We start from the raw sequence: 22,144 nt of genomic DNA, 5'->3' as shown, positions 1-22,144 counted from the left end.
GGCAGCACGGGCTGCGGCAGGGGATTCCGGCGTCCGGGCGCGGTCGTCGGGCGGACGGGAAAGGCACGGCGGGACACCTCGGGACGCCTGGCGTGGCCCCCGGGACGCCGGAGGGAGCGCCGGCCGCGTCAACCGGTGACATCAACCGGTGAACGGTGCGGACGTCAGACGGTGGCCGGTGCGGACGTCAGACGACACCCTTCTTCAGGCGGCGGCGCTCGCGCTCGGACAGGCCGCCCCAGATGCCGAAGCGCTCGTCGTTGGCGAGCGCGTACTCCAGGCAGTCGGAACGGACTTCACAGGCAAGGCAGACTTTCTTCGCCTCACGCGTGGATCCGCCCTTTTCGGGGAAGAACGACTCGGGGTCGGTCTGCGCACAGAGCGCGCGCTCCTGCCAGCCGAGTTCCTCGTCGGCCTCCTCGGCCAGCAGCAACTGGAACTGCTCGGTCATGCGCGCCCCTCGTCTGTTGTGCTTCCCCGTGATGTTGCCTGCCGTCACCCTGTCCGGCTGAAACGACACGAGTGAAATTACAAGTGCGTGGATCCGGGCCAGTCAAGCGGAGATCTGCTATTGGGCCCGTTATTCACTCCGCTGAACCAAGAGGTGACAGAAAGTGTTGAAATCAGCCCAAAAACCCGCATGTGTCAACCCGACTCCGGCAGAGCCACGCTCACACTCCGTCAGACGCCGCGGCCGGCCGCCGCGTTCCGCCCTCCGGCGAGAAGCGTTGTGGATCACATTTCGATCACGGAAGTACAACGTCACACGGAGCGGCGCGTTCTCCCGGACCGGATGCGGATCTGCAAGGAATCTGCACGGATGCCGCACCACCTATCCCCACCATGCCATGCACAAACCTTTCAGCACTGCCGGTTACCGGATCAGGTGAAGTTGCGGGACATAGCGGACATCAGTTTGACAAGTGGTCCATCATCCCGGTCTCCTTGACCGCATGTACGCCGAGCTGCACGCACCCCTCCGGACTCGCCTGGGCGAGTCCTGCTGCGTCGCGCTCGCGCCGAGCTGTTGTTGTTCCTGTCGCTGCCGCTGATCCCTGCCCGGGCCGTCTTCCGGACCCGGCACCGTCCGCATCACGCGCATCACAAGGAACGCACCCCATGGACTCCGCGTACTCCGACGTCGCGATCGCCGGTGACCCGCTCGCGCTGCCCCACCTGCTCCCCCCGGTGCCCCAACACCCCGCCACCGTGGCCGAGTTCGCCGGACTCGCCCGCTCCGTCGCGGCCGACCGCGCGCGCTGGGCGCCGCTGGTGCGCTACGACGCCACCACCCGCTGGTACGCCCGCCTGCAGACCGGACCCGGCTATGAGGTGTGGCTGCTGAGCTGGCTGCCCGGCCAGAGCAGCGGACTGCACGACCACGGCCGCTCCTCCGGCGTGCTCACGGTCCTGGACGGCGGCCTGCGCGAGCGGGCCCTGACCCCGCGCGGCGAGACCGGCCGCGCCCTGACCCCCGGCGCGCAGCGGGTGTTCGCGCCGGGGTACGTCCACGAGGTGGTCAACGACTCCCTCGAACCGGCGGTCAGCCTGCACGTCTACTTCCCCGGCCTCACCGAGATGACCCCCTACGCCTGCACGCCGGCGGCGCCCGGGCGCCCGGCGAGCGCCCCCAGCAGGGTGTGACCCGCCCGCACGGCCGGCGCTGCTGCAAGACTGGGGCCCATGCGAATCGTGGTTCTGGCCGGAGGTATCGGAGGTGCGCGCTTCCTGCGCGGCCTCAAGGCAGCGGCGCCGGAGGCGGAGATCACCGTCGTCGGCAACACCGGTGACGACATTCACCTGTTCGGGCTCAAGGTCTGCCCCGACCTCGACACCGTCATGTACACCCTGGGCGGCGGCGTCCACGAGGAGCAGGGCTGGGGCCGGGCCGACGAGACCTTCGCGGTCAAGGAGGAACTGGCCGCCTACGGTGTCGGACCCGAGTGGTTCGGGCTCGGCGACCGCGACTTCGCCACCCACATCGTGCGCACCCAGATGATCGGCGCGGGCTACCCGCTCAGCGCCGTCACCGAGGCGCTCTGCGCCCGCTGGCAGCCCGGTGTGCGGCTGCTGCCGATGTCCGACGACCGCGTCGAGACCCACGTGCTGGTCGAGACCGACGGCGAACGCAAGGCCGTGCACTTCCAGGAGTACTGGGTGCGGCTGCGCGCCGCGGTCCCCGCGCACGCCGTGGTGCCGGTGGGCGCCGAGGCGGCCAAGCCCGCCCCCGGCGTGCTGGAGGCGATCGCCGCGGCCGACGTGATCGTCTTCCCGCCGTCCAACCCCGTGGTGAGCATCGGCACCATCCTCGCCGTGCCCGGCATCCGCGAGGCCATCGCCGAGGCCGGGGTGCCGGTGGTGGGCCTGTCGCCGATCGTCGGGGACGCCCCCGTGCGCGGCATGGCCGACAAGGTGCTGGCCGCGGTCGGCGTCGAGTCCACCGCCGCCGCGGTGGCCGCCCACTACGGCTCCGGACTGCTCGACGGCTGGCTCGTGGACACCGTGGACGCGGGCGCGGTCGCCGAGGTCGAAGAGGCCGGCATCCGCTGCCGGGCCGTCCCACTGCTGATGAGCGACCTGGCCGCGGCCACGCGGATGGCCCGCGAGGCGCTCACCCTGGCCGAGGAGGTACGCGCGTGAACGCCCCCGCGTCCGGCGCCCGCTACGAGGTGTTCGGCGTCCCCGGCATCGGCGAGGTGCAGCCCGGCGACGACATCGCCAAGCTGATCGCCGCGACCGGGGTGAACCTGGCCGACGGCGACGTGCTCCTCGTCACCTCCAAGATCGTCAGCAAGGCCGAGGGCCGCGTGATGCACGCCGAGGACCGCGAGGCGGCCATCGACGCCGAGGCGGTCCGCCTGGTCGCCCGCCGCGGCCCCACCCGGATCGTGGAGACCCGGCACGGCTTCGTGATGGCCGCGGCCGGCGTCGACGCCTCCAACACCGCGGCCGGCACGGTCCTGCTGCTCCCCGAGGACTCGGACGCCTCGGCGCGGCGCATCCGCGAGGGACTGCACCAGGAGCTGGGCGTCCGCGTGGGCGTCGTCGTCACCGACACCTTCGGCCGCCCCTGGCGCAACGGCCTGACCGACGTGGCCGTCGGGGCCTCCGGCGTACACGTCCTGGACGACCTGCGCGGCGCCCGGGACAGCCACGGCAACGAGCTCAACGTGACGGTCACCGCGACCGCCGACGAACTCGCCGCCGCCGGCGACCTCGTCAAGGGCAAGGCCTCCGGCGTACCGGTGGCCGTCGTCCGCGGCCTGCCCGGCACGGTCGACACCGACCCCGGCGCCGACGACCCCGGAGCCCGCCCGCTGGTCCGGCGGGCCGCCGACGACATGTTCCGGCTCGGCACCTCCGAGGCGGTCCGCGAGGCCGTCTCGCTGCGCCGCACCGTCCGCGAGTTCACCGACGAACCGGTGGACCCCGCGGCCGTGCGCCGGGCCGTCGCCCTCGCGGTCACCGCGCCCGCCCCGCACCACACCACGCCCTGGCGGTTCGTCCTCCTGGAGACGCCCGAGGTCCGGACCCGGCTCCTCGACGCCATGCGGGACGCCTGGGAGGCGGACCTGCGCCGCGACGGCTTCTCCGAGTCCAGCGTCACCAAGCGGCTCCGCCGCGGGGACGTGCTGCGCCGCGCCCCCTACCTCGTGGTCCCCTGCCTGGTCGCCGACGGCGCCCACCCCTATCCCGACGAGCGCCGGGCCGCCGCCGAACGCGAGATGTTCGTGGTGGCCACCGGGGCCGGCGTGCAGAACTTCCTCGTGGCGCTGGCCGGCGAGCAGCTCGGCTCCGCCTGGGTGTCCTCGACGATGTTCTGCCGCGACGTGGTGCGGGAGGTTCTGGATCTGCCGTCGGACTGGGATCCCATGGGGGCGGTGGCCGTCGGCCGTCCCGCGGGTTCGCCTCCGGCGCGGGTGGGGCGGGGTCCTGAGGCGTTCCTGGCGGTGCGTTGAGCCTGTCCATCGGCTCGGGCAGCCCTGCCTAGGGCTTTTTTCACCCACCCGCCCACCCGTTGCTCCCTTACGTCAGGCTCGGGTCTCTGGTGGGTGGGTCGGGGCCAGTCCGGGAGCACCTCCTCGGAACTGTGCGTGCCGCGTTCGTCCACTCCTCGACGCGGGCGGGTGCACAGTTCCTGCGGGGGCACTCCCGGACTGGCACCGACCCATGAACAAGTGACCCACACCTGACGGACGACGGTCACGGGCGGGTGGGTGGGTGGGAAAACAAGCCGGGCCCGGGCTGCCCGAGCCTATGGACAGGGGCACCCCACACGCACGGGCCCAACGTGCCTCAGGACCGCCAGCTCGGCGGATTGGGGGCGAGCCGCGGCCCCCGCCGAGGCGGACTGGGCGCCCCCAGCACGATCAGACGGGCAGCCCGATGCCGCTGCCCGGCGTACGGCTCCAGCAGCGCCAGCATCGTCTCGTCGTCCGACCGCCGCTCCCCCGTGAGCGCGAAACCGATGTGATGCGGCAGGTGCAGGTCGCCGACCGTCACCTCGTCGGCCGCGCCGTGACTGCGCTGCACCGTCTCCGCCGCCGTCCACGGCCCGATCCCGGGGACCGACTGGAGGCGGCGCGACGCCTCGGCCGGTTCCAGCGCGGCCAGCGCGTCGATCCGGGCGCCGAGGCGGACGGCCCGCATCACGGTGGACGCGCGCTTGTTGTCGACGCCCGCGCAGTGCCAGTCCCACGAGGGCACACGGGCCCAGCCGCGGGCGTCGGGCATGACGCGCATCCGGTCGGCGGGCGCGGGGCCCGGCGCCGGCTCGCCGTGCTGGAAGAGCAGCAGCTTCCACGCCCGGTAGGCCTCGATGGTGGTGACCTTCTGCTCCAGGACGGCCGGGATGAGCGCTTCCAGGACCAGACCGGTGCGGGTGAGCCGCAGCCCGGGGTTGCGGCGGTGCGACGCGTGGACGACGCGGTGGCGCGGGGCGAAGGCCGAAGGGTCGTCGTGGGCGCCGAGCATGCCGGGCATCGCGTCGAGCAGCCAGTCCGCGCCGGGCCCCCACGCGTGGCCCTCCAGTGCGGCGGGGCTGCCGGTGATGCGGAGCGTGGCCGGGCCGGCGGGGGTGCGGCTGGCACGCCACACCGCGCCGTCGGGGGTGATGCGGAACGCCGGGTCGGTCCCGCCGCGGCGCAGCGGCATGACGGTGCGGCGGACGTCGAGCGGCCCGGACGGCACCCACCGACGCGTGGCGGTGGACGTACCACCGGCGCGGCTGGCGGGGATGGCTGGCACGCAGCCGAGCGTACTCGTCCCCTCCGACAGCCCGGCCCCGAAACCGGCGTCCACCGACCCGTCCCGCCCGGAACCCCTTGCCGCGTCGGCCTCGGCCGATCCGGGCCCGCCCCCGTCCCCCGGCGGCGCGGCCGCGCCGCCGGCACTACATGTCGGACGAGAAGCGGATCGCCCCCTGCTCGATCCGCGCCCCGCACCACACGCGGACGCCGTCGCGCAGTTCGTTGTCGGGGCCGACGTGGGCGCCGTCGCCGACGACCACGCCGTCCAGGATCGTTCGGCTGCCGACCCGGGCGCCCGCGCCGACCAGGGAGTTCTTGACCACGGCCCCCGGCTCGATCCACGCGCCGGGCAGGATCGCGCTGCCGTCGACTCGGGCGCCGGCACCGATGACGGCGCGGGCGGCGACCGAGGTGCCGCCGGAGAGCTTGGCGTCCTCGGCGACGTCGGCGCCGGGCAGCACGAGCCGTTCACCGCAGCGGCCGGGCACCGCGGGCGAGGGCGCCCGTCCCAGGACGAGGTCGGCGGAGCCGCGGACGAACGCCTGCGGGGTGCCCAGGTCCAGCCAGTAGGTGGAGTCGACCATCCCCTGCAGGTGCGCGCCCGCCGCGAGCAGGTCGGGGAACGTCTCGCGCTCCACGGAGACCGGCCGCCCGGCGGGGATGGCGTCGATGACGGACCGGGTGAAGACGTAGGCGCCGGCGTTGATCTGGTCGGTGACGATCTCCTCGGGCGCCTGCGGCTTCTCCAGGAAGGCGGTGACGCGGCCGTCGGCGTCGGTGGGCACCAGCCCGAAGGCCCGCGGGTCCGGGACCCGGGTCAGGTGCAGGGAGACGTCGGCGCCGGCGCCGCGGTGCGTGGCCACGAGAGCGCGGATGTCCAGCCCGGTCAGGATGTCGCCGTTGAAGACCAGCACGGGGTCGCCCGGGGCGGAGTGCAGCCGGTGGGCGGCGTTGCGGATGGCGCCGCCGGTGCCGAGCGGGTCGGTCTCGGTGACGTACTCCAGGTGCAGACCGAGCGCGGAGCCGTCGCCGAAGTACGGTTCGAAGACCTCGGCGAGGTAGGACGTGGCGAGCACGATGTGCTCGATGCCGGCGGCCCGGGCGCGTGCCAGCTGGTGGGTGAGGAACGGCACGCCCGCCGCGGGGACCATCGGCTTGGGGGTGTGGACGGTCAGCGGCCGCAGCCGGGTGCCCTTGCCGCCGACGAGAAGGACGGCTTCGGTGGCCGGGGCCGTCGGGGAAGGGGCTGTCGTCGCCTCACGGGGTGCACGCATGGGGGAGATCTTGACATAAGCCACAAAGCTGATGAATCACTATCTGATGATCCGTCACTCATGCCGTCACGAACGCCCCACCCCATGACCCGTCCGGGCGTACCGCCATCGGACGGGCGCGGCGGCCGGACGGCGCGGTGCGGGTGCCGGTCTGGCGGCGGACGGACGGGGGCCGGACGGCGGACGCACGGGGGCCGGACGGGGGTCCGATCATGCCAGGTAGCCTGGCGGTCGTGACAGCCACCTCCCCGACGCCCGCGGACCTCCTCTCCGACGCCCTGCGCGCCGACCCCGGCCGCCCGCTGATCACCTTCTACGACGATGCGACCGGTGAGCGCGTCGAACTGTCGGTGGCGACCTTCGCCAACTGGGTGGCGAAGACGGCGAACCTGCTCCAGGACGACCTGGGCGCACAGCCCGGCGACCGCCTCGCGCTGCTGCTGCCCGCGCACTGGCAGACCGCGGTGTGGGTGCTGGCGGGCTTCTCCGTCGGAGTGGTCGTCGAGATGGGGGGCGACCCGGCGGCGGCCGATCTGGTGGTGAGCGGCCCCGACACGCTGGACGCGGCACGGGCCTGCGGCGGCGAGCGGGTGGCTCTGGCGCTGCGGCCCCTCGGCGGCCGGTTCCCGCAGCCGCCGGCCGGGTTCGCGGACTACGCGCTCGAAGTGCCCAGCCAGGGCGACCGGTTCGTGGCGTACGAGCCGCCGCGTCCGGACGCGCCCGCCCTGCGTCTGCCGGGTGGCGAGACGCTCACGGGCGCCGAGGTGACCGCCCGGGCCCGCGCTGACGCCGCCGCGCGCGGCCTGGAGCGCGGCTCGCGGCTGCTGTCGGGACTGCCGTACGACGGCTGGGAGGGTCTGGCCGCCGGCCTGCTGGCACCACTGGCCGCCGATGCCTCCGTCGTGCTGTGCCGTCATCTCGACCGGCTCCCGGCCGAGGCCCTGGCCAAGCGCGAGGAAGCCGAGCGGGTCACCCACACCGCCTGACGACGGCGGTCCGGCCGCTCCCCCGTCACCCCCGCCACGTCTCTCACCTGCGCAACTCCCCTATCGGACAAGGGAACTGAGGCAACCAACCGGGCCGCTCGACAGTCTGAACGAATGCCGGTCGGGCATTCGGATCCGATCCCCGGGAGGAACCCCGGTGGGCACCGGCATCGGTGACCTACTCAGGGACGGCCACGACGTGACCACGCCAGCAGAGCCCCCGAACGGCGACTCCACCCCCGCCGGCACCCCGGCGGCCGCCGCGGACTCCCCGCTCCCGGACTCTCCCGCCGCGGCCGGCCCGCCGCCCCGCCGCCGTCACCGCTGGCTGCGGATCCTGGCCCTGTGCACGTCCCTGACGGTGCTGGCCCTGGCCGGCGGCATCTGGTACCTCTACCGCCACCTCGACGGCAACATCACCACGGACACGGTGACCGAGACCGAACTGAAGGTGCAGGCGTCGCAGCGTCCGCCGGAGACGCCGACCGCCGCGGAGAACATCCTGCTCATCGGCTCCGACAACCGGGGCAACGGCAACGAGAAGTACGGCCAGGACAGCGGCACCCAGCGCTCGGACACCACGATCCTGCTGCACCTGTCGGCCGACCGCGGCAACGCCACGGCGGTCAGCATCCCGCGGGACCTCATGGTCCACGTCCCGGAGTGCACCAAGCCCGACGGCAGCACCACCCGGCCCCGCCTCGAACAGTTCAACTGGGCGTTCGAGGCGGCGGGCGCGGCCTGCACCATCCGCACGGTGGAGGAGATGACGCACATCCGCGTCGACCACCATCTGATCGTGGACTTCACCGGCTTCAAGAACATGGTCGACGCGGTGGACGGCGTCGAGGTGTGCCTGGCCGCGCCGGTGCACGACCAGAAGGCGCACCTCGACCTGCCCGCCGGCCGGCAGAAGCTCGACGGCGAGCAGGCGCTGGGGTTCGTCCGCGCCCGGTACAGCCTGGGCGACGGCAGTGACACCGAGCGGATGCAGCGCCAGCAGGCGTTCCTGGCCTCGCTGGTGAAGAAGGTGCGCAGCGACGGCGTGCTGCTGAATCCGGTGAAGCTGTACCCGCTGCTCGACGCGGCCACCAAGTCGCTGACCGCCGACCCGGGTCTGGACTCGCTGTCCGAGCTGTACGGCCTGGCGCAGAGTCTGCAGAAGACGCCGACCGGGGCGATACGTTTCCTCACCGCGCCGCGCGAGCCGTACGCCGCGGATCACAACCGCGACCAGCTCCTCCAGCCCGCCGCCGACCAGCTGTTCGCCGCGCTGCGCGCCGACCAGCCGGTCAACGTGTCGGGTGGCACGCCCGGTTCGCCCTCGTCCCCGACGGTCTCCCCGACCGCCTCGCCCACGGACTCCCCCACCGGCTCGCCCTCAAGTCCCCCCTCGGGTACGGCCTCCCCCTCGGCGGGTTCGACGCCGCCGTCCACGCCGACCTTCGACGGAACGACGGCCGATCGCGACATCTGCGGCAAAGACGAGTGAAAACCTGCTGAAAGCCGAGCTCAAACCTTCGGCGCCTTGCGGGACTATGTCCTGGTCTGCGCGGCGCAGAGCATTCGAACACGGACATCTCCCGTCAACTGTGCCGCTAGGGTGGTCGATCGGACGATCCCGGACGGGAGGACCCGAGGAACCTTGGACACGCACGGCGGTAGGAGCACGGACCCCGCGGACCGCTGGGTCCTCGATCCCCGCACGGGGACCTACCAGTTGCGGCCGGACCCCGCGCAGGACGGACGGCGGCCGGCGGCGGCCCGGGGAGTGCCGGCGCAGGCGCGGAGCCGGACCGCGGGCCCGGGCCCGGCGGGTACCGCGACCCCCCGGTCCAGAACGCTGCCGCCGCCCGGCCGGACCACGCCGCGCCCGGGCCGGACGGCGCCGCCCTCGGTGCCTGGTCCGCGCAGGCGCGGCAGCGGCCGGCGCAAGGTCAGGCCCGGGGTGTCACGCCGGAAGAAGGCGCTGATCTGGACCGCGGGCGCCCTCGGGTTGATCCTGACGGCGACCGGCGTCGGGGGCTATCTGCTCTACGAGCACCTCAACGGCAACCTGACGACGGTGGACGTCGGCGACGCCGGCAGCAAGAGCGTCACCCACGACGGCCCGATGAACATCCTGGTCATCGGCACCGACAGCCGGCAGGGGATGGGCGACACGTACGGGGACGCGGGCAGTGTCGGCCACGCGGACACCACGATCCTCTTCCACGTCTCCGCCGACCGCTCCGACGCTGTGGCGGTAAGCATCCCCCGCGACATCGTCACCGCCATCCCCGCCTGCCCGACGAAGCAGAAGGACGGCTCGGTCCGGGTCATCCCGGGCGTCCCCCAGGGGCTGACCGCGCCCAAGTTCAACGAGAGCCTGGGGCAGGACGGCCGCGACCCGGGCTGCACGATGCGGCTGGTGGAGCAGATGACCGGGCTGCGGATCGACCACTTCATGATGGTCAACTTCGAGGCGGTGAAGACGCTGTCGACCGCGGTCGGCGGTGTGGACGTCTGCCTGTCACGCCCCCTGGTCGACCCCAAGTCGCATCTGGACCTCGGCGCCGGCAGGCACCGTCTGGAGGGTGAGACCGCCCTGGAGTTCGTCCGCACCCGGCACGCGCTCCGCGACCAGAGCGACCTCGACCGCATCAAGCTGCAGCAGAACTTCCTCGGGGCGCTGATCCGCAGGATCAAGTCCCAGGGGACGCTGACCAGTCCGGCCAAGCTGTTCACGCTGGCCGACACGGCGACCAAGGCCCTCACGGTGGACAGTTCCATCGGCTCGGTGAGCAAGCTGAGCAGCCTGGCCCGCAATCTCGCCCAGGTGGACCCCAAGCACATCACGTTCACCACGCTGCCCGTCGTCGACAACCCGAACGAGAAGGTGCACGCGACGGTGGTGGTCGACCGCACGCGGGCGCCGGGGCTGCTGGCGGCCCTGCGCGACGACGTCCCGATCGGGCGGCCGGCCAAGGCCGCACCGAAGCGGACCCCGGACCCCCGGCTGAGCGGCCCCAAGGCGGCTCCGGCCGATGTCGCCGTCACGGTGGTCAACGGCAGCGGGATCAACGGCGCCGTGCGGAGCACGGTGCTGTGGCTGCACGACGTCGAGGGCGTCGGGCGGGCCGACAACGGCGGCAACGCGCCCGCGCCGCAGGCCACGACGACCCTGCGCTACACCTCCGCCCAGGCCGGCCGGGCCCGCACGCTGGCCGCCATGATGGGCCTGCCCGCCGCCGCGCTGCACCCCACCGTGGACAGCGGCACGTCGGCCCCCATGACCCTCACACTCGGTGGCGACTTCACCGCCGCGGGCACCCCGATCGACGCACCGGCCACCCTCCCGGGCGGCTTGCAGAAGACCGAGGCGGACAGCGCCACCTGCGTGGGGTAGCTTGCGGTTCAGAACGCCGAAGCATGGAGGACCCGAGCGCCCGTGGACACACAAGGCCCCGAGGCCGTGGACCCGGCGGACCAGTGGGTACTGGACCCGGTGACCGGCGAGTACCAGTTGCGGATGGACCCGCCGGCCCCGGCCCCCGAGCGGTACCCCGCCACGCCGGGGTCCGGCGGGCACGCCGACGGCACCGCCGCGTCCTCCTCCCCGCAGGCTGCTTTCGCCGAGGCGCCTTTCGCCGAGGCGCCCTTCACCGAGCAGCCCTTCACCGGCGGCCCGGCCGCAGGCCCCGCTCCGGCGACGTCCGGCAGCGGCGCGGCGCCCGCCCCCGGCGGCCGGGCCGCGGCCCGGCGCGGAGGTCGCAGGGCCGCCCCGAACTCCGGCCGCCGCAAGCCCAAGACGCGTGCGTCCGGCAGCCGGGGCGTGGTCCTGGGAGCCGGGGCACTGGGGCTGGCGCTGGTCGTCGGCGGGGTCGGGTTCGCCGTCGCGCAGCGCGGCTCGGGCGGAAGCGGCGTGCACACCGTCGACGTCGGGCAGGCGGCCGCGGCCACGCTGTCCACCAGCGGCCCCCTCAACGTGCTGCTGATCGGCACGACCGGGCAGGGCACGGCGGGGCAGAGCGGCGGCGCGGCCGGCCAGGCCGACTCGGCGGTGCTGCTGCACCTGTCCGCCGACCGCGGCAACGCCACCGCGCTGACCATCCCCGGCGACCTCGTCACCGCCATCCCCGACTGCCCGGTCGGCCCGCAGACCGGCACGGCGAAGGTGGTCCCGGCCACGCCCGTCAAGGGCGCGTCGCCGACGTTCCGGCAGAGCATGGGCGTCGACGGGCGGGGCGCCGCCTGCACGATGCGCCTGGTCGACCTGCTGACCGGCGTGAAGGTCGACCATGTCGTCCTCGCGGACGCGGCGGCGGTCCAGCAGCTCACCACGGCGGCCGGCGGCGTCCAGGTGTGCCTGAAGGACCCGCTGTCCGACCCGGCCGCGCACCTCGACCTGCCCGCGGGCCAGCACCGGCTGACGGCCGCGCAGGCCCCCGCCTTCCTCACCACCCGCAGTGCCCCGCCCGGCAACAGCGCGGTGGACCGGGCCCGGCTCCAGCAGGCCTACCTGGCGGCGCTGCTGCGGCAGTCCCGGGCCGGGGGCGCCGCGGCCAAGGCGCTCCCGGACGCGGCGGCCCGTTCGCTGACCGTGGACCCGGCGCTCGGCAGCACCCGCGCGCTCGGCGAACTGGCCGCGGAGATCGGCAAGGTGGACCTGCGGCACATCACGTTCGCCACGGTGCCGGTGGCCTCCGGGAGCAGCGGCGGCGCGGTCACGCTGGACGCGCCCGCCGCCAAGCAGGTGTTCTCCCTGATCTCCCGCGACATCTCCCTGTCGGCGCCCCCGGCGGCGCCGGACCCGCGGCTCACCGGGCCGAAGGCCACCCCGCACAACACCCGGGTGACCGTGCTCAACGGCACCGGTTCCTTCGGCGCCTCCCAGGACGTGCTGCTCTGGCTGCAGAACGACAAGGGGGTCAACCGCTCGGCCAACGGCGGCGACGCGCGCGCGACCCTGGCCACCACGCGGCTGGACTACGCGCCCAACCAGGCCGACCAGGCGCGGTCGCTGGCCGCGATCATGGGCCTGCCCGCGTCCGCCCTGCACGAGGGCGCCAAGAACGTGCCCGCGCTGACGTACATGACGCTGACCCTGGGCAAGGACTACACCGCGCCCGGAACTCCCATCGCGCTGCCGTCCACGCCGCCGAGGAACCTCGCCCTGACGACCGCCGACAGCACCGCCTGCGTGGGGTGAGTTCCGGCGAGGGGCGCGGCGTTCCTGTGAAGTCCGGGCCAGAGATGCAACTTCGCGTGCCTCTCGACCGTCTGACACAGGGATGGCTGCGAACGGACAGCCGGTGAGAGGGCTGAACGCCCGCAGCAGGGGGAGGACTCGATGCGCGACGGGACGATGGGAGGCGACGGCTACGGCACCGCCCCGAACCCCGGTGACCTGGGATGGGACGACGGGCTGTTCCGCGACGACGCCCGTGCCCACGCCCCCGAGGCGCCCGGGATCCCCGGGCAGCGGTCGCCGCGTCCGGGGTCGCACCGGGCGGGCGGCGGCGACGGCGGTCCCGGCGGCCCGGACGGGCTCACCGGCCCCGGCCACCGCAGGGGCGGCCAGCGCGGGCGCCGGAAGGCCAAGAGCGGGAAGCGCCGGGCGCTGAAGTGGGTGGCGATCGGCACGTCGGTCGCCGTGCTGGGCACCGCGGGCGCCGCGTTCGGCTACTACGAGTACCTGGCGAGCAAGATCCGCAAGGGCCAGCGCGTCAGCGGTGACACGCACGCCATCAAGTCCAAGGCCAACGCCAACGGCGACACCCCGCTCAACATCCTGATCCTGGGCTCGGATTCGCGGGCGGACCCCGAGGACAAGAAGCTCGGCGGCGCGTCGGACAGCGTCGGCGAACGGGCCGACGTGATCATGATCGCCCACCTGTCGGCGGACCGCAGCAACATGTCGCTCGTCAGCATCCCGCGCGACACCCGGGTGGACATACCCCGGTGCACCGACCCCAAGACGCACCGCGACTACCCCGCGACCAACGACATCATCAACGCGTCGCTGGCCCGCGGCGGCGCCGGCTGCACCCTGGCCACCGTGCAGAACCTGACCGGGGGGCTGTACATCGACCACTGGCTGAAGATCGACTTCGCCGGTGTCGTCAAGATGGCCGACGTCCTCGGCGGAGCCCAGGTCTGCGTGCAGCAGAACGTCGACGACCATCCGACGAAGGCGCAGCCCGGCGGCTCCCACCTGCACATGACCAAGGGCACCCACACCGTCAAGGGCCAGCAGGCGCTGCAGTGGCTGCGCACCCGGCACGCCTTCGGCAGTGACGCGATGCGCTCCAAGGCGCAGCACATGTACATGAGTTCGCTGCTGCGCAACCTGCGCAGCCAGAACCTGTTCTCCAACCCGGGCCGGCTCAACGACATCGCCACCAAGGCGATGGAGGCCTTCGAGGTGTCCTCCGAGATCGGCACGCCCAAGAAGCTCTACGACCTCGGCATGCAGCTCAAGAGCATCCCGCCGGACCGCACCACGATGCTGACGATGCCGCACGTCGCGGACCCCAAGGACCCGCAGGCGCACTACGTGGTGGCGCCCAGCGCCTCCACAGTGTGGTCGCTGATGCGCAACGACGTGGCGATGGACGCCAACGGCAAGGCGGCGACGCCCGGTGCGAAGCCGACGCCCACCACGCCGGCGGGCCCGCCCGCCGAGGCCCCGGGGACCATTCCCGTCAGCGTCCTCAACGGCACCGCGGGCACCGCGGGCGGCGTCCCGACCGGGCACCGGGCCGCCGACGTCTCCCAGGCCCTGATCGCCAAGGGCTTCGCGAAGGCGGCCTCGGTCCAGCAGCAGGCGCCGAGCCCGTCCACCACGGTCGTCTACCCGACGAGCGGCGGCGCGCAGGGGAAGTCGGACGCGCTGTCCGTCGCCAAGGCGCTGGGCTTCCCGGCCAAGAGCGTCAAGGCCTCCGCCGACGTGCAGGCGATCACCGTGACGGTGGGCGCCGACTGGAAGGCCGGCACCGACTACGCGAAGACGCTGCCGACGGCGGGCTCCGTGCCGACGGACTCGGACGCGATGAACGGCGCCGAGGACTCCACGAAGAACTGCATGTACGTCGAGCCGGCCTACCGCTTCTGAGCCGGATCCCCGCCGTGGGCAGAAGCGCCGGGGAGCCCTGGTCGGGGCTCCCCGGCGCTCGGTGCTCGGTGTGCTCGCGGGTGCGGGTGAACGCGGTCGTCGGCGGTCGTCAGCGGTCGGCGGTCGTCTCCGCGGCCGTCTCCCGTGCCTGCGGCGCCGGATCGCCGACGACGGCCGGGCGCCGGCTGGCGATCACCCGACGGGCCAGCGACGGGGGGCTGGTCAGGAAGCCGTAGCCCCAGCACATGTGCATGGTGGCCAGGGCGAGCGGGATGCGCAGCCGGGCGGCGAACGGCAGACCGCGGCCGGCCGGGAGGGAGCCGAGCGTGATGCCGGCGAGGTACGCGGCCGGGACCAGCAGCGCCCACGGCGTCAGCGCCGCGCCCACCACCACGCCGGCCGCGTTGGCCACCAGGGCGGCAGGAGCGGCGAGGTAGCGGAGGTTGACCGAACCGCGGTGGTAGCGGGTGACGACACGGCGCCAGCGGCCGTAGTCCTTGTACTGCTTGGCCAGGGCGCGCACGCTGGGCCGCGGCCGGTAGGACACCCGCAGTTCGGGCGAGAACCAGATGAGGTGACCGGCCTCGCGTATCCGGTAGTTGAGTTCCCAGTCCTGGGCGCGGACGAACTCGACGTTGTAGCCGCCCTGCTGCTCCAGCACCTCGCGCCGGAAGACGCCGAGGTAGACCGTGTCGGCGGGGGCGGCCGCGCCTCCGGTGTGGAACGCCGCGTTGCCGACGCCGATCTTGGCGGTCATGGCGGCCGCGACCGCGTGCTCCCAGTCGTTCTCGCCCTCGGCGTGCATGATGCCGCCGACGTTCGCCGCGCCGGTCTCCTCCAGGAGCCGGACCGCGGTGGCGATGTAGTCCGGGGAGAGCATGCCGTGGCCGTCCACGCGGACGACGACGGGATGCCGGGACGCCTTGATCGCCGCGTTGAGCGCGGCGGGCGTGCGGCCCGTGGGGTTCGGCACGGTGTGCACCCGCGGGTCCTCGGCGACGAGTTCCGCCGCGATGACGTCGGTGCGGTCCGTGGAGGGGCCCAGGGCGATGACGACTTCGAGTTCGCCCGGGTAGTCCTGCTCCAGGATGTGCCGGACCGAGTTGCGCAGGTGACGCTCCTCGTTGAGGACCGGCATGATCACGGAGACGGCCGGGGGCGCGGGATTCGTGGCGGCGTTCATCACGGGAAACGTTACCGCTTACGAGGGACCCCAGCGCGTGGGGTCAAGACCGACAGTCCTATTTGTCCCTAGCCTGAACGGGTTCTGTGCCCCCTCCCCCGGAGGTCCTGCCCGTGCCGCCCACCCGGCGACGTCCCCCGTCCGTCGATGTCCGCGGCCGCCCGCCCGCACCGCGCCGCGAGCGACCGCCCGTCGAGGGCCGGGGGAGGCCACCGGCGGACGGACGCGGGCAGGCGCCGGCCGATCCGCGGGTCCGCAGGGCCGGGGCCCCGCAAGGGCGGGCGACGGCGGGTCCCCGGGGCCGGCAGACCGCCGATCCCCGGGGCCGGCAGACCGCCGACCCGCGGATCCGTCCCCCGGCCGATCCGCGCGGCCGCCGGGTCGCCGATCCGCGGGGTCCGCGGCGGCCCGCGCCGCGGCCGGCTCCCCGGCAGCGGCGTCCCCAGCGCTGGGGTCTGCGGCTGGCCGGCGGTCTGGCGCTGCTGGTGATCACCGCGAGCGGGCTCGGGCACGCCGTGGTCGACGACGTGAGCGGTTCCATCGACCGGGTCGACGCCTTCGGTGGGATGGAGGGGCGTCCGCACGGCACGAAGGGCACCAACTTCCTGCTGGTGGGCACCGACGGCCGGGACGGGCTGGCGCCGGACGAGAAGAGGGAGTTCCACCTGGGCGGCGCGCCCTGCCACTGCACGGACACGATCATGCTCGTGCACCTGTCGGCGGACCACCGGCGGGCGAGCGTGGTGAGCATCCCGCGGGACACCTATGTACGGCTGCCCGACGCCTCGACGCTGCGGATCTCGCCCGGGTCCCGGGTGTCCCGGTCCACGGCGGGCGCCGCGGGTTCGGCGCCGCCCGTCCCGGGATCGGCGTCCCCCTCGGACCCGGCCGCCGGGACCTCGGCCGTGCCGACCGCGGTCACCGGGACCCATCCGGCGAAGATCAACCAGGCGTACGCGCTGGGCGGCCCGAAGCTCACCGTGCACACCGTCGAGCAGCTCACCGGTGTGCACATCGACCACTACCTGGAGGTCGACTTCACCAGCTTCATGAAGGCCGTGGACGTGATCGGCGGAGTACCGGTGTGCACGGTGACGCCGCTGAAGGACTCCTTCACGGGCCTGGACCTGCCCGCCGGCACCACCACGCTGGACGGCGGCCAGGCCCTGCAGTACGTGCGGTCCCGGCATGTGGACGGCTCGGCGGACCTGGGCCGGATGCAGCGGCAGCAGAAGTTCCTGGCCGAGGTGATCCACAAGATGACCAGCGGGTCGGTGCTGAGCAACCCGCTGGAGCTGAGCCGGGTCGCCTCGACGGTGCTGGACTCGGTGCGGGTCGACCAGGGCCTGAGCACCTCGGACCTGATCGCGCTCGCCCAGGGCATGAAGGGCTTCTCGCCGGGCTCCTCGGAGTTCGTCTCGGTCCCGCTGAGCGTCCTCGACTACCCCGTGCCCGGGATCGGGTCCACCGTGAAGTGGGACCCGGCGAAGGCCGGCCGGCTGTGGGCGGCGATCCGCGCCGACCAGCCGATCGCCCCGCCGCCGCCGAAGAGCGCCCCGCACCGGCCGGCCGCCGGCACGCCGGTGGACGTCGATCCGGCGACGATCAGCGTGCGGGTCCTGAACGGCACCGCGACCAACGGCCTGGCCGCGTCCACGCAGAAGGCGCTGCACGCCACCGGGTTCGCGACGCCGGGCCCGGCCACCACCGCGCTGGTGCGCACCGGCCGCACGATCATCCAGTACGACCCGCGCTGGGACCGTTCGGCGCGGACGCTGGCCACCGCGCTGCCGGGCGCCCGGCTCCAGCCGGCCCCGGGTCAGGGCGCGGTGATGAAGGTCACGCTGGGCACGGACTTCACGAAGGTGACCCCGGTCGCACCGAAGGCCCGCCCGCAGCCGGCCGGCACCGCGGTCACCGGGGACCAGGAGGTGTGCGCCTGACGCGGCCGCGGGCCGTGCCCGGGCCTTCCGAGGCCGCGCCCGGGCGGATTCCGGGCGGGACCCGGGCGGGACCTGTGAAGGGTCAGGGCGGCGCGCCGGCCGCACGGGCCGCCGGCGCCGGAGCAACCGCCCGGCGTCCGGGTCAGTCGTCGAGGCCCTCCGCGGCCCGCTCGCGGCGCAGCTCCACGATGGCGCGGCGCCTGGCGAGGCGGTGCGTGCGGCGGATCTGGGCCTCCTGGCAGCGGCGGCGGTCCTGGTCGGACTCCGGGATCACCTCGGGCACCCGGCGGGGCCGGCCCTCGGTGTCGACGGCGACGAAGACCAGATAGGCGCTGGCGACCTGCTTGGCGGGACCCGACTCGTTCCAGCGCTCGGCCACGACCCGCACGCCGATCTCCATGGAGGTCTTGCCCGTCCAGTTGACCTGGGCCTTCACATGGAGCAGGTCGCCGACGCGGACCGGCTCGAGGAAGGCCATCTCGTCCATGGCGCCGGTCACCGCGGGTCCGCCGGAGTGGCGGCCGGCGACCGCCCCCGCCGCGTCGTCGACGAGTTTCATCACGACGCCGCCGTGCACGGTGCCCAGCAGATTGGTGTCGTGGGCGCTCATGATGTGGGAGAGCGTGATGCGGGAGGCGGAGGTCGGCTTGCCCGGGATCACCGGGACTGCCGGGGTGGGCAGCGGGTCCGGCATGCCCTCCTGAGCGGCGGATGAGTCGATCACGCCCTCCACCTTATGTCCGTTACACAACCGGTGCGGCCCGTGGTCGTATGCATCGGGTCTGCTACAGAACCTCCGGGGATTGCGGGTCGTCGCCGCTGTCCGGGCACACTGGCCGACATGAACGGTTGGAGCGATGACACCGAGCAGCGCCGGCTTTCCGAGCCGCCGCTGCCGCCCGAACTGTCGCCGCGCAGGGCCGCGGCCACCGGCGGGGTCCCGTCGCAGGTCCGCCGCCCCCAGCCGGGCGGTGGCTCCCAGGGCGGCTACGGGCCGCCCTCGACGGGCGGCGGCCCGGGCGGCGGCGCACGCCGGCCGCGCTGGAGCACCCGCAAGAAGATCGGCTACACCGCGCTGGGCCTGGTCGTGGTCCTGCTCGTGGTCTCCGTGTCCACGTACTTCTGGGCGGACTCCAAGGTGCGGCGCGAGGTCGACCTCAGCAAGGTCGAGGACCGGCCGGCGACGGGCAAGGGCACGAACTACCTGATCGTCGGCTCGGACAGCCGCGAGGGCCTGACCAAGCAGGACGAGAAGAACCTGCACACCGGTGCCGCCGAGGGCCAGCGCACGGACTCGATGATGATCCTGCACACCGGCAGCAACGGCACCACGATGCTGAGCCTGCCGCGTGACTCGTACGTCACGATCCCGGCGTTCACCGGTCAGCAGTCGCACAAGCGGTACGCGGCCTCCACGCACAAGCTGAACCGCGCCTACGCCGACGGCGGCCCTGAACTACTCACCCGCACCATCGAGTACAACACCGGCATCCACATCGACCACTACGCGGAGATAGGTTTCGCCGGGTTCGTGAACCTGGTGAACGCGCTCGGCGGAGTGAACATGTGCCTGGACAAGGCCGTGCACGACAAGGCGTCCGGCGCCGACTTCAAGGCGGGCTGCCAGAAGCTGAACGGCCAGCAGTCGCTGGCGTTCGTCCGGCAGCGGCACCAGGAGGCCGACCAGGACCTCGGCCGCATGCGCAACCAGCAGAAGTTCCTGTCGACGCTGGCCCACCAGGCCGCGTCGCCGTCGACGGTCCTCAACCCGTTCAAGCTGTACCCGGTCATCGGTTCCGGCCTGGACACCCTGATCGTGGACAAGAAGATGAGCCTGTGGGACCTGACGTCCATGTTCTGGGCGATGAAGGGTGTCACGGGCGGCGGCGGCCACTCCATCACCGTGCCGATCGCCAACTCCAACTACATGACCCCCAACGACGGCGACGCCGTGAAGTGGGACATGACGAAGGCCAAGACGCTCTTCGGCGAGCTGCAGAACGACGACAAGGTCACCGTCGGCGGCAGCGCCGGCTAGCCGCACGGCCGCAGACACGCGTCGGGCCCGGCTCCCCCGTGGGGGAGCCGGGCCCGAGGCGTGTCAGGCGCGGGACCGGCCGGAGGACCGGCGGCCCGGGTGCCGCGTCAGTGGCGCGCGGGGTTCCGGCGACGCAGCGCGAACACCGCGCCACCGCCGACGGCCACCAGCGCGGCCGCGATGCCGGCGATCATGCCGGTGTTGCTGCCGCCACCGGTCTCGGCCAGGTTCTGGCTGCCGCCGGCCGCCTGGGACGGCGCGTTGGTGTCCGCGACGGCCGGAGCGGAGGTGGTGCTGCTCGCCGAGGTCGTGGGGGTGGTGGTCGGCGTCGTCGTCGGCGCGGTGGTCGGCGGCGTCGTGGGCGGGGTGGTGGGAGGCGCGGTGGTGGGCGCGGAGCACGCGTCGCTGGGCACCGTGGTGCTGCCCTTCGTGACCTGCTCGTCCTGGAAGTAGCCCTTGACCGAGGCCAGGACGACGTAGTGCGTCCCGGGCGTCCAGGGCACGGCGATGGTGAAGTCGTTCCCCTGGTCGAACTCCTGCGTCGCGACCTGCTCGCCGCTGTCGGTCTTGACCGTGATGGTCACCGGGCGAGTGCCGTCCGTGTCGTGGACGACCAGGTTGCCCTTGCCGGTCTGGTGGTCACAGCTGATGCCGGCGCTGAAGTCCGCGACGTTGCACGCGAACGCGTTGCCTGCGACGCCCAGCGCGAGCGCGGCTGCGGCGGAGGCAACGCCGATGGAACGCACCGCTATGGCGGTGCGGCGGTTTTTGGACACGTCTTCCCTTCACGGGATCGGATCTCATGCGGAGTCGCCACCCAGCGCGATCGTAGAACTCCCCGTCCACTGGAGATGACGGACCAGCTCTACAAGTGGGCCTGAGCGCTTGTCAATTGGCACCAAAACACCCATGCGGGCGCTTCACCCGCGCAAACATGGCCGAGACGTCACGGCATCCCGGAGGTTTATTACAGAGTTGAGACGAACGGAGCCCCATCAGCGCCGTTCGTCACAGGAGTTGACAGTTCCCTCGGTCACGAGACGTGGTCACCGAGCGTGTCCAGGGTGTTGGTCGCGACGTAGTCGGCCATCGTGTCGTTGCGCAGCGCCTCCCACAGCGCGGACGTGCCGTTGGGGTCGAGCAGCACCACGGACTGCTTCTGGATGGTGTCGAAGCCGGCGACCGGGGCGTTCATGAAGACCATGTCCGAGGAGCGCAGGTGGCGCATGTTCCACACCAGGCCGCGCAGGTCGCCGTCGGAGAGGCGGTCGTCGACGCTCACCACGGACGTCACCTGGTCCAGCGTGCGCTTCAGCTTCAGCGGGTTGGAGAACGTCCCGCCGGAGAGCATCTTCGACAGCACGGCCCGCAGGAAGTTCTGCTGGCGGTGCGTGCGGTCGAGGTCGCCGCGCGGCAGGCCGTACCGCTCGCGCACGTAGTCCAGCGCGTCGTCGCCGTTCATGTGGTGGGTGCCGGCCACCCAGTAGCCGCCCGGGCCGTTGTAGCGCTTGACCGTCTTGTCCACGGTGATGTCGACGCCGCCGACTGCGTTGGTGAGGTTCCTGAAGCCGCTCCAGTCGATCACCGCAAGGTGGTCGATCTTCACCTTGGTCAGGCGCTGCACGGTGTCGATGAGCAGCGGCGGGCCGCCCCAGGAGAAGGCGGCGTTCAGCTTGGCCTTGCCGTGACCGGGGATCGGCACCCAGGAGTCGCGGGGCAGGGAGACCACATAGGCGTGCTTGTGGTCGGCGGGCAGGTGGACCAGCATCATCGTGTCGCTGCGCTGGGCGCCCGGCTTCCACTCCGGGGCCTTGGCGTCCTTGCCGGTGGTCGGCAGGTCGGAGCGGGCGTCGACGCCGACGAGGAGGAACGTTTCGCTGCCGTCCTTGGAGGGCGGCGGCAGCGCGGCCTGCGGGACGTTCGTCGGGAACGCGTTGGGGATGCGCTCGACGCGTCCGGTGTAGTGCTCGTAGGCCCAGTAGAGCGTTCCGGCGACGAGCAGGACGCCGGTGCACAGCAGGCCGAGGGCGGCGTAGAGCACCCGGCGGGTGCGGCGCCTGCGCCTGGCCCTGCGGTCCGGGCTGTCCGGTGCGGCGGAACCGTCGTCCGGCTCGGGCTCACCGGGCTCACCGGGCTCACCGGGTTCGCCGGCGGCGCCGGGGTCCGCCGGGGCCGGGGTCCCGTCCGCCGCCTCGGACCCGCCCTGGCCCGCGACGCCGGCGGCTTGGGGGTCGGCGGCCCGCCGTTCCTTGCTCGTGATGAGCGTTTCGAGGGTTTCGCGGCGTTCGTCCGTCCCCGCCGCGTCGTGTTCGTCACGCTCGTCCCGGCCGTCGCCGTCTCTGCCGCTGCACTCGTCCATGCCCAGCCACCCCCAC

The 22,144-nt window shown here is 73.1% G+C and carries 17 protein-coding genes; 10 read left to right on the top strand and 7 right to left on the bottom strand.

The window, feature by feature from the left end:
• Positions 1-187: 187 nt before the first annotated feature.
• Positions 188-451: a WhiB family transcriptional regulator gene (locus K7862_RS04625; protein ID WP_031519519.1), complete on the bottom strand. Its 264-nt coding sequence runs from the start codon at positions 449-451 to the stop codon at positions 188-190.
• Positions 452-1,119: 668 nt separating this feature from the next.
• Here K7862_RS04625 and K7862_RS04620 point away from each other — a divergent pair.
• From K7862_RS04620 to K7862_RS04610, 3 genes are read left to right on the top strand one after another with little or no spacing between them, the layout of a single operon-like run.
• Complete coding sequence (locus tag K7862_RS04620; protein ID WP_222960834.1) at positions 1,120-1,644, top strand: cysteine dioxygenase; 525 nt, start codon at positions 1,120-1,122, stop codon at positions 1,642-1,644.
• Positions 1,645-1,683: 39 nt separating this feature from the next.
• Positions 1,684-2,640, top strand: a complete 957-nt coding sequence (gene cofD, locus K7862_RS04615) for a 2-phospho-L-lactate transferase (RefSeq protein ID WP_222960832.1) — start codon at positions 1,684-1,686, stop codon at positions 2,638-2,640.
• On the top strand, positions 2,637-3,959 hold the full coding sequence (locus K7862_RS04610; protein ID WP_222960830.1) for a coenzyme F420-0:L-glutamate ligase: 1,323 nt from the start codon (positions 2,637-2,639) through the stop codon (positions 3,957-3,959). The genes cofD and K7862_RS04610 overlap by 4 nt, the downstream gene beginning before the upstream one ends.
• Before the next feature lie 337 nt (positions 3,960-4,296).
• Here the strand turns inward: K7862_RS04610 and K7862_RS04605 are convergent, their stop codons facing one another.
• Both K7862_RS04605 and manB read right to left on the bottom strand, forming a co-directional pair.
• The gene (locus K7862_RS04605) at positions 4,297-5,154 is read right to left on the bottom strand and encodes a DNA-3-methyladenine glycosylase family protein (protein ID WP_222960920.1); all 858 of its coding nucleotides are present in this window, start codon (positions 5,152-5,154) and stop codon (positions 4,297-4,299) included.
• Positions 5,155-5,392: 238 nt separating this feature from the next.
• A complete protein-coding gene (gene manB / locus K7862_RS04600) occupies positions 5,393-6,523 on the bottom strand; it encodes a mannose-1-phosphate guanylyltransferase (RefSeq protein WP_222960827.1) in 1,131 nt (376 codons plus the stop codon).
• A 233-nt stretch (positions 6,524-6,756) separates the two neighbouring features.
• Between manB and K7862_RS04595 the strand changes: the two genes are divergently transcribed.
• The 5 genes from K7862_RS04595 to K7862_RS04575 all read left to right on the top strand — a co-directional run bounded on the left by K7862_RS04595 (position 6,757) and on the right by K7862_RS04575 (position 14,605).
• Positions 6,757-7,509 (top strand): TIGR03089 family protein, encoded by a 753-nt coding sequence (locus K7862_RS04595; protein WP_222960825.1) that lies wholly within the window; start codon positions 6,757-6,759, stop codon positions 7,507-7,509.
• A gap of 199 nt (positions 7,510-7,708) precedes the next feature.
• On the top strand, positions 7,709-9,001 hold the full coding sequence (locus K7862_RS04590) for an LCP family protein (RefSeq protein WP_308011838.1): 1,293 nt from the start codon (positions 7,709-7,711) through the stop codon (positions 8,999-9,001).
• A gap of 456 nt (positions 9,002-9,457) precedes the next feature.
• Positions 9,458-10,897, top strand: coding sequence for an LCP family protein (locus K7862_RS04585; RefSeq protein ID WP_308011837.1), 1,440 nt, complete (start codon positions 9,458-9,460; stop codon positions 10,895-10,897).
• Positions 10,898-10,939: 42 nt separating this feature from the next.
• Positions 10,940-12,700: an LCP family protein gene (locus K7862_RS04580; protein ID WP_222960818.1), complete on the top strand. Its 1,761-nt coding sequence runs from the start codon at positions 10,940-10,942 to the stop codon at positions 12,698-12,700.
• A 141-nt stretch (positions 12,701-12,841) separates the two neighbouring features.
• Entirely contained in the window at positions 12,842-14,605 is a 1,764-nt protein-coding gene (locus K7862_RS04575; protein WP_262412629.1) for an LCP family protein, read from the top strand.
• Between the two features lie 109 nt (positions 14,606-14,714).
• On the opposite strand, the gene K7862_RS04570 is transcribed toward K7862_RS04575, so the two are convergent.
• Positions 14,715-15,788, bottom strand: coding sequence for a glycosyltransferase family 2 protein (locus K7862_RS04570; protein ID WP_222960815.1), 1,074 nt, complete (start codon positions 15,786-15,788; stop codon positions 14,715-14,717).
• Between the two features lie 485 nt (positions 15,789-16,273).
• Here K7862_RS04570 and K7862_RS04565 point away from each other — a divergent pair, with 485 nt between their 5' ends.
• On the top strand, positions 16,274-17,731 hold the full coding sequence (locus K7862_RS04565; protein WP_372461496.1) for an LCP family protein: 1,458 nt from the start codon (positions 16,274-16,276) through the stop codon (positions 17,729-17,731).
• A gap of 142 nt (positions 17,732-17,873) precedes the next feature.
• Here the strand turns inward: K7862_RS04565 and K7862_RS04560 are convergent, their stop codons facing one another.
• Positions 17,874-18,425 carry an acyl-CoA thioesterase gene (locus K7862_RS04560; RefSeq protein WP_222960913.1) on the bottom strand — a complete coding sequence of 184 codons (552 nt, stop codon included), beginning with the start codon at positions 18,423-18,425 and terminating at the stop codon, positions 17,874-17,876.
• 147 nt (positions 18,426-18,572) lie between these two features.
• Here K7862_RS04560 and K7862_RS04555 point away from each other — a divergent pair, with 147 nt between their 5' ends.
• Positions 18,573-19,769 (top strand): LCP family protein, encoded by a 1,197-nt coding sequence (locus tag K7862_RS04555; protein WP_222960812.1) that lies wholly within the window; start codon positions 18,573-18,575, stop codon positions 19,767-19,769.
• 107 nt (positions 19,770-19,876) lie between these two features.
• Here K7862_RS04555 and K7862_RS04550 read toward each other — a convergent pair whose 3' ends face one another.
• Positions 19,877-20,545 carry an LAETG motif-containing sortase-dependent surface protein gene (locus K7862_RS04550; protein ID WP_222960809.1) on the bottom strand — a complete coding sequence of 223 codons (669 nt, stop codon included), beginning with the start codon at positions 20,543-20,545 and terminating at the stop codon, positions 19,877-19,879.
• Between the two features lie 257 nt (positions 20,546-20,802).
• Positions 20,803-22,128: an LCP family protein gene (locus K7862_RS04545; RefSeq protein ID WP_222960806.1), complete on the bottom strand. Its 1,326-nt coding sequence runs from the start codon at positions 22,126-22,128 to the stop codon at positions 20,803-20,805.
• Positions 22,129-22,144: the final 16 nt, after the last annotated feature.

It is taken from the genome of Actinacidiphila acidipaludis, from assembly GCF_019890725.1.
Classification (GTDB): domain Bacteria; phylum Actinomycetota; class Actinomycetes; order Streptomycetales; family Streptomycetaceae; genus Actinacidiphila; species Actinacidiphila acidipaludis.
Note: the sequence above shows the minus strand (reverse complement) of the source record. Positions and strands in the feature narration are given on the sequence as shown.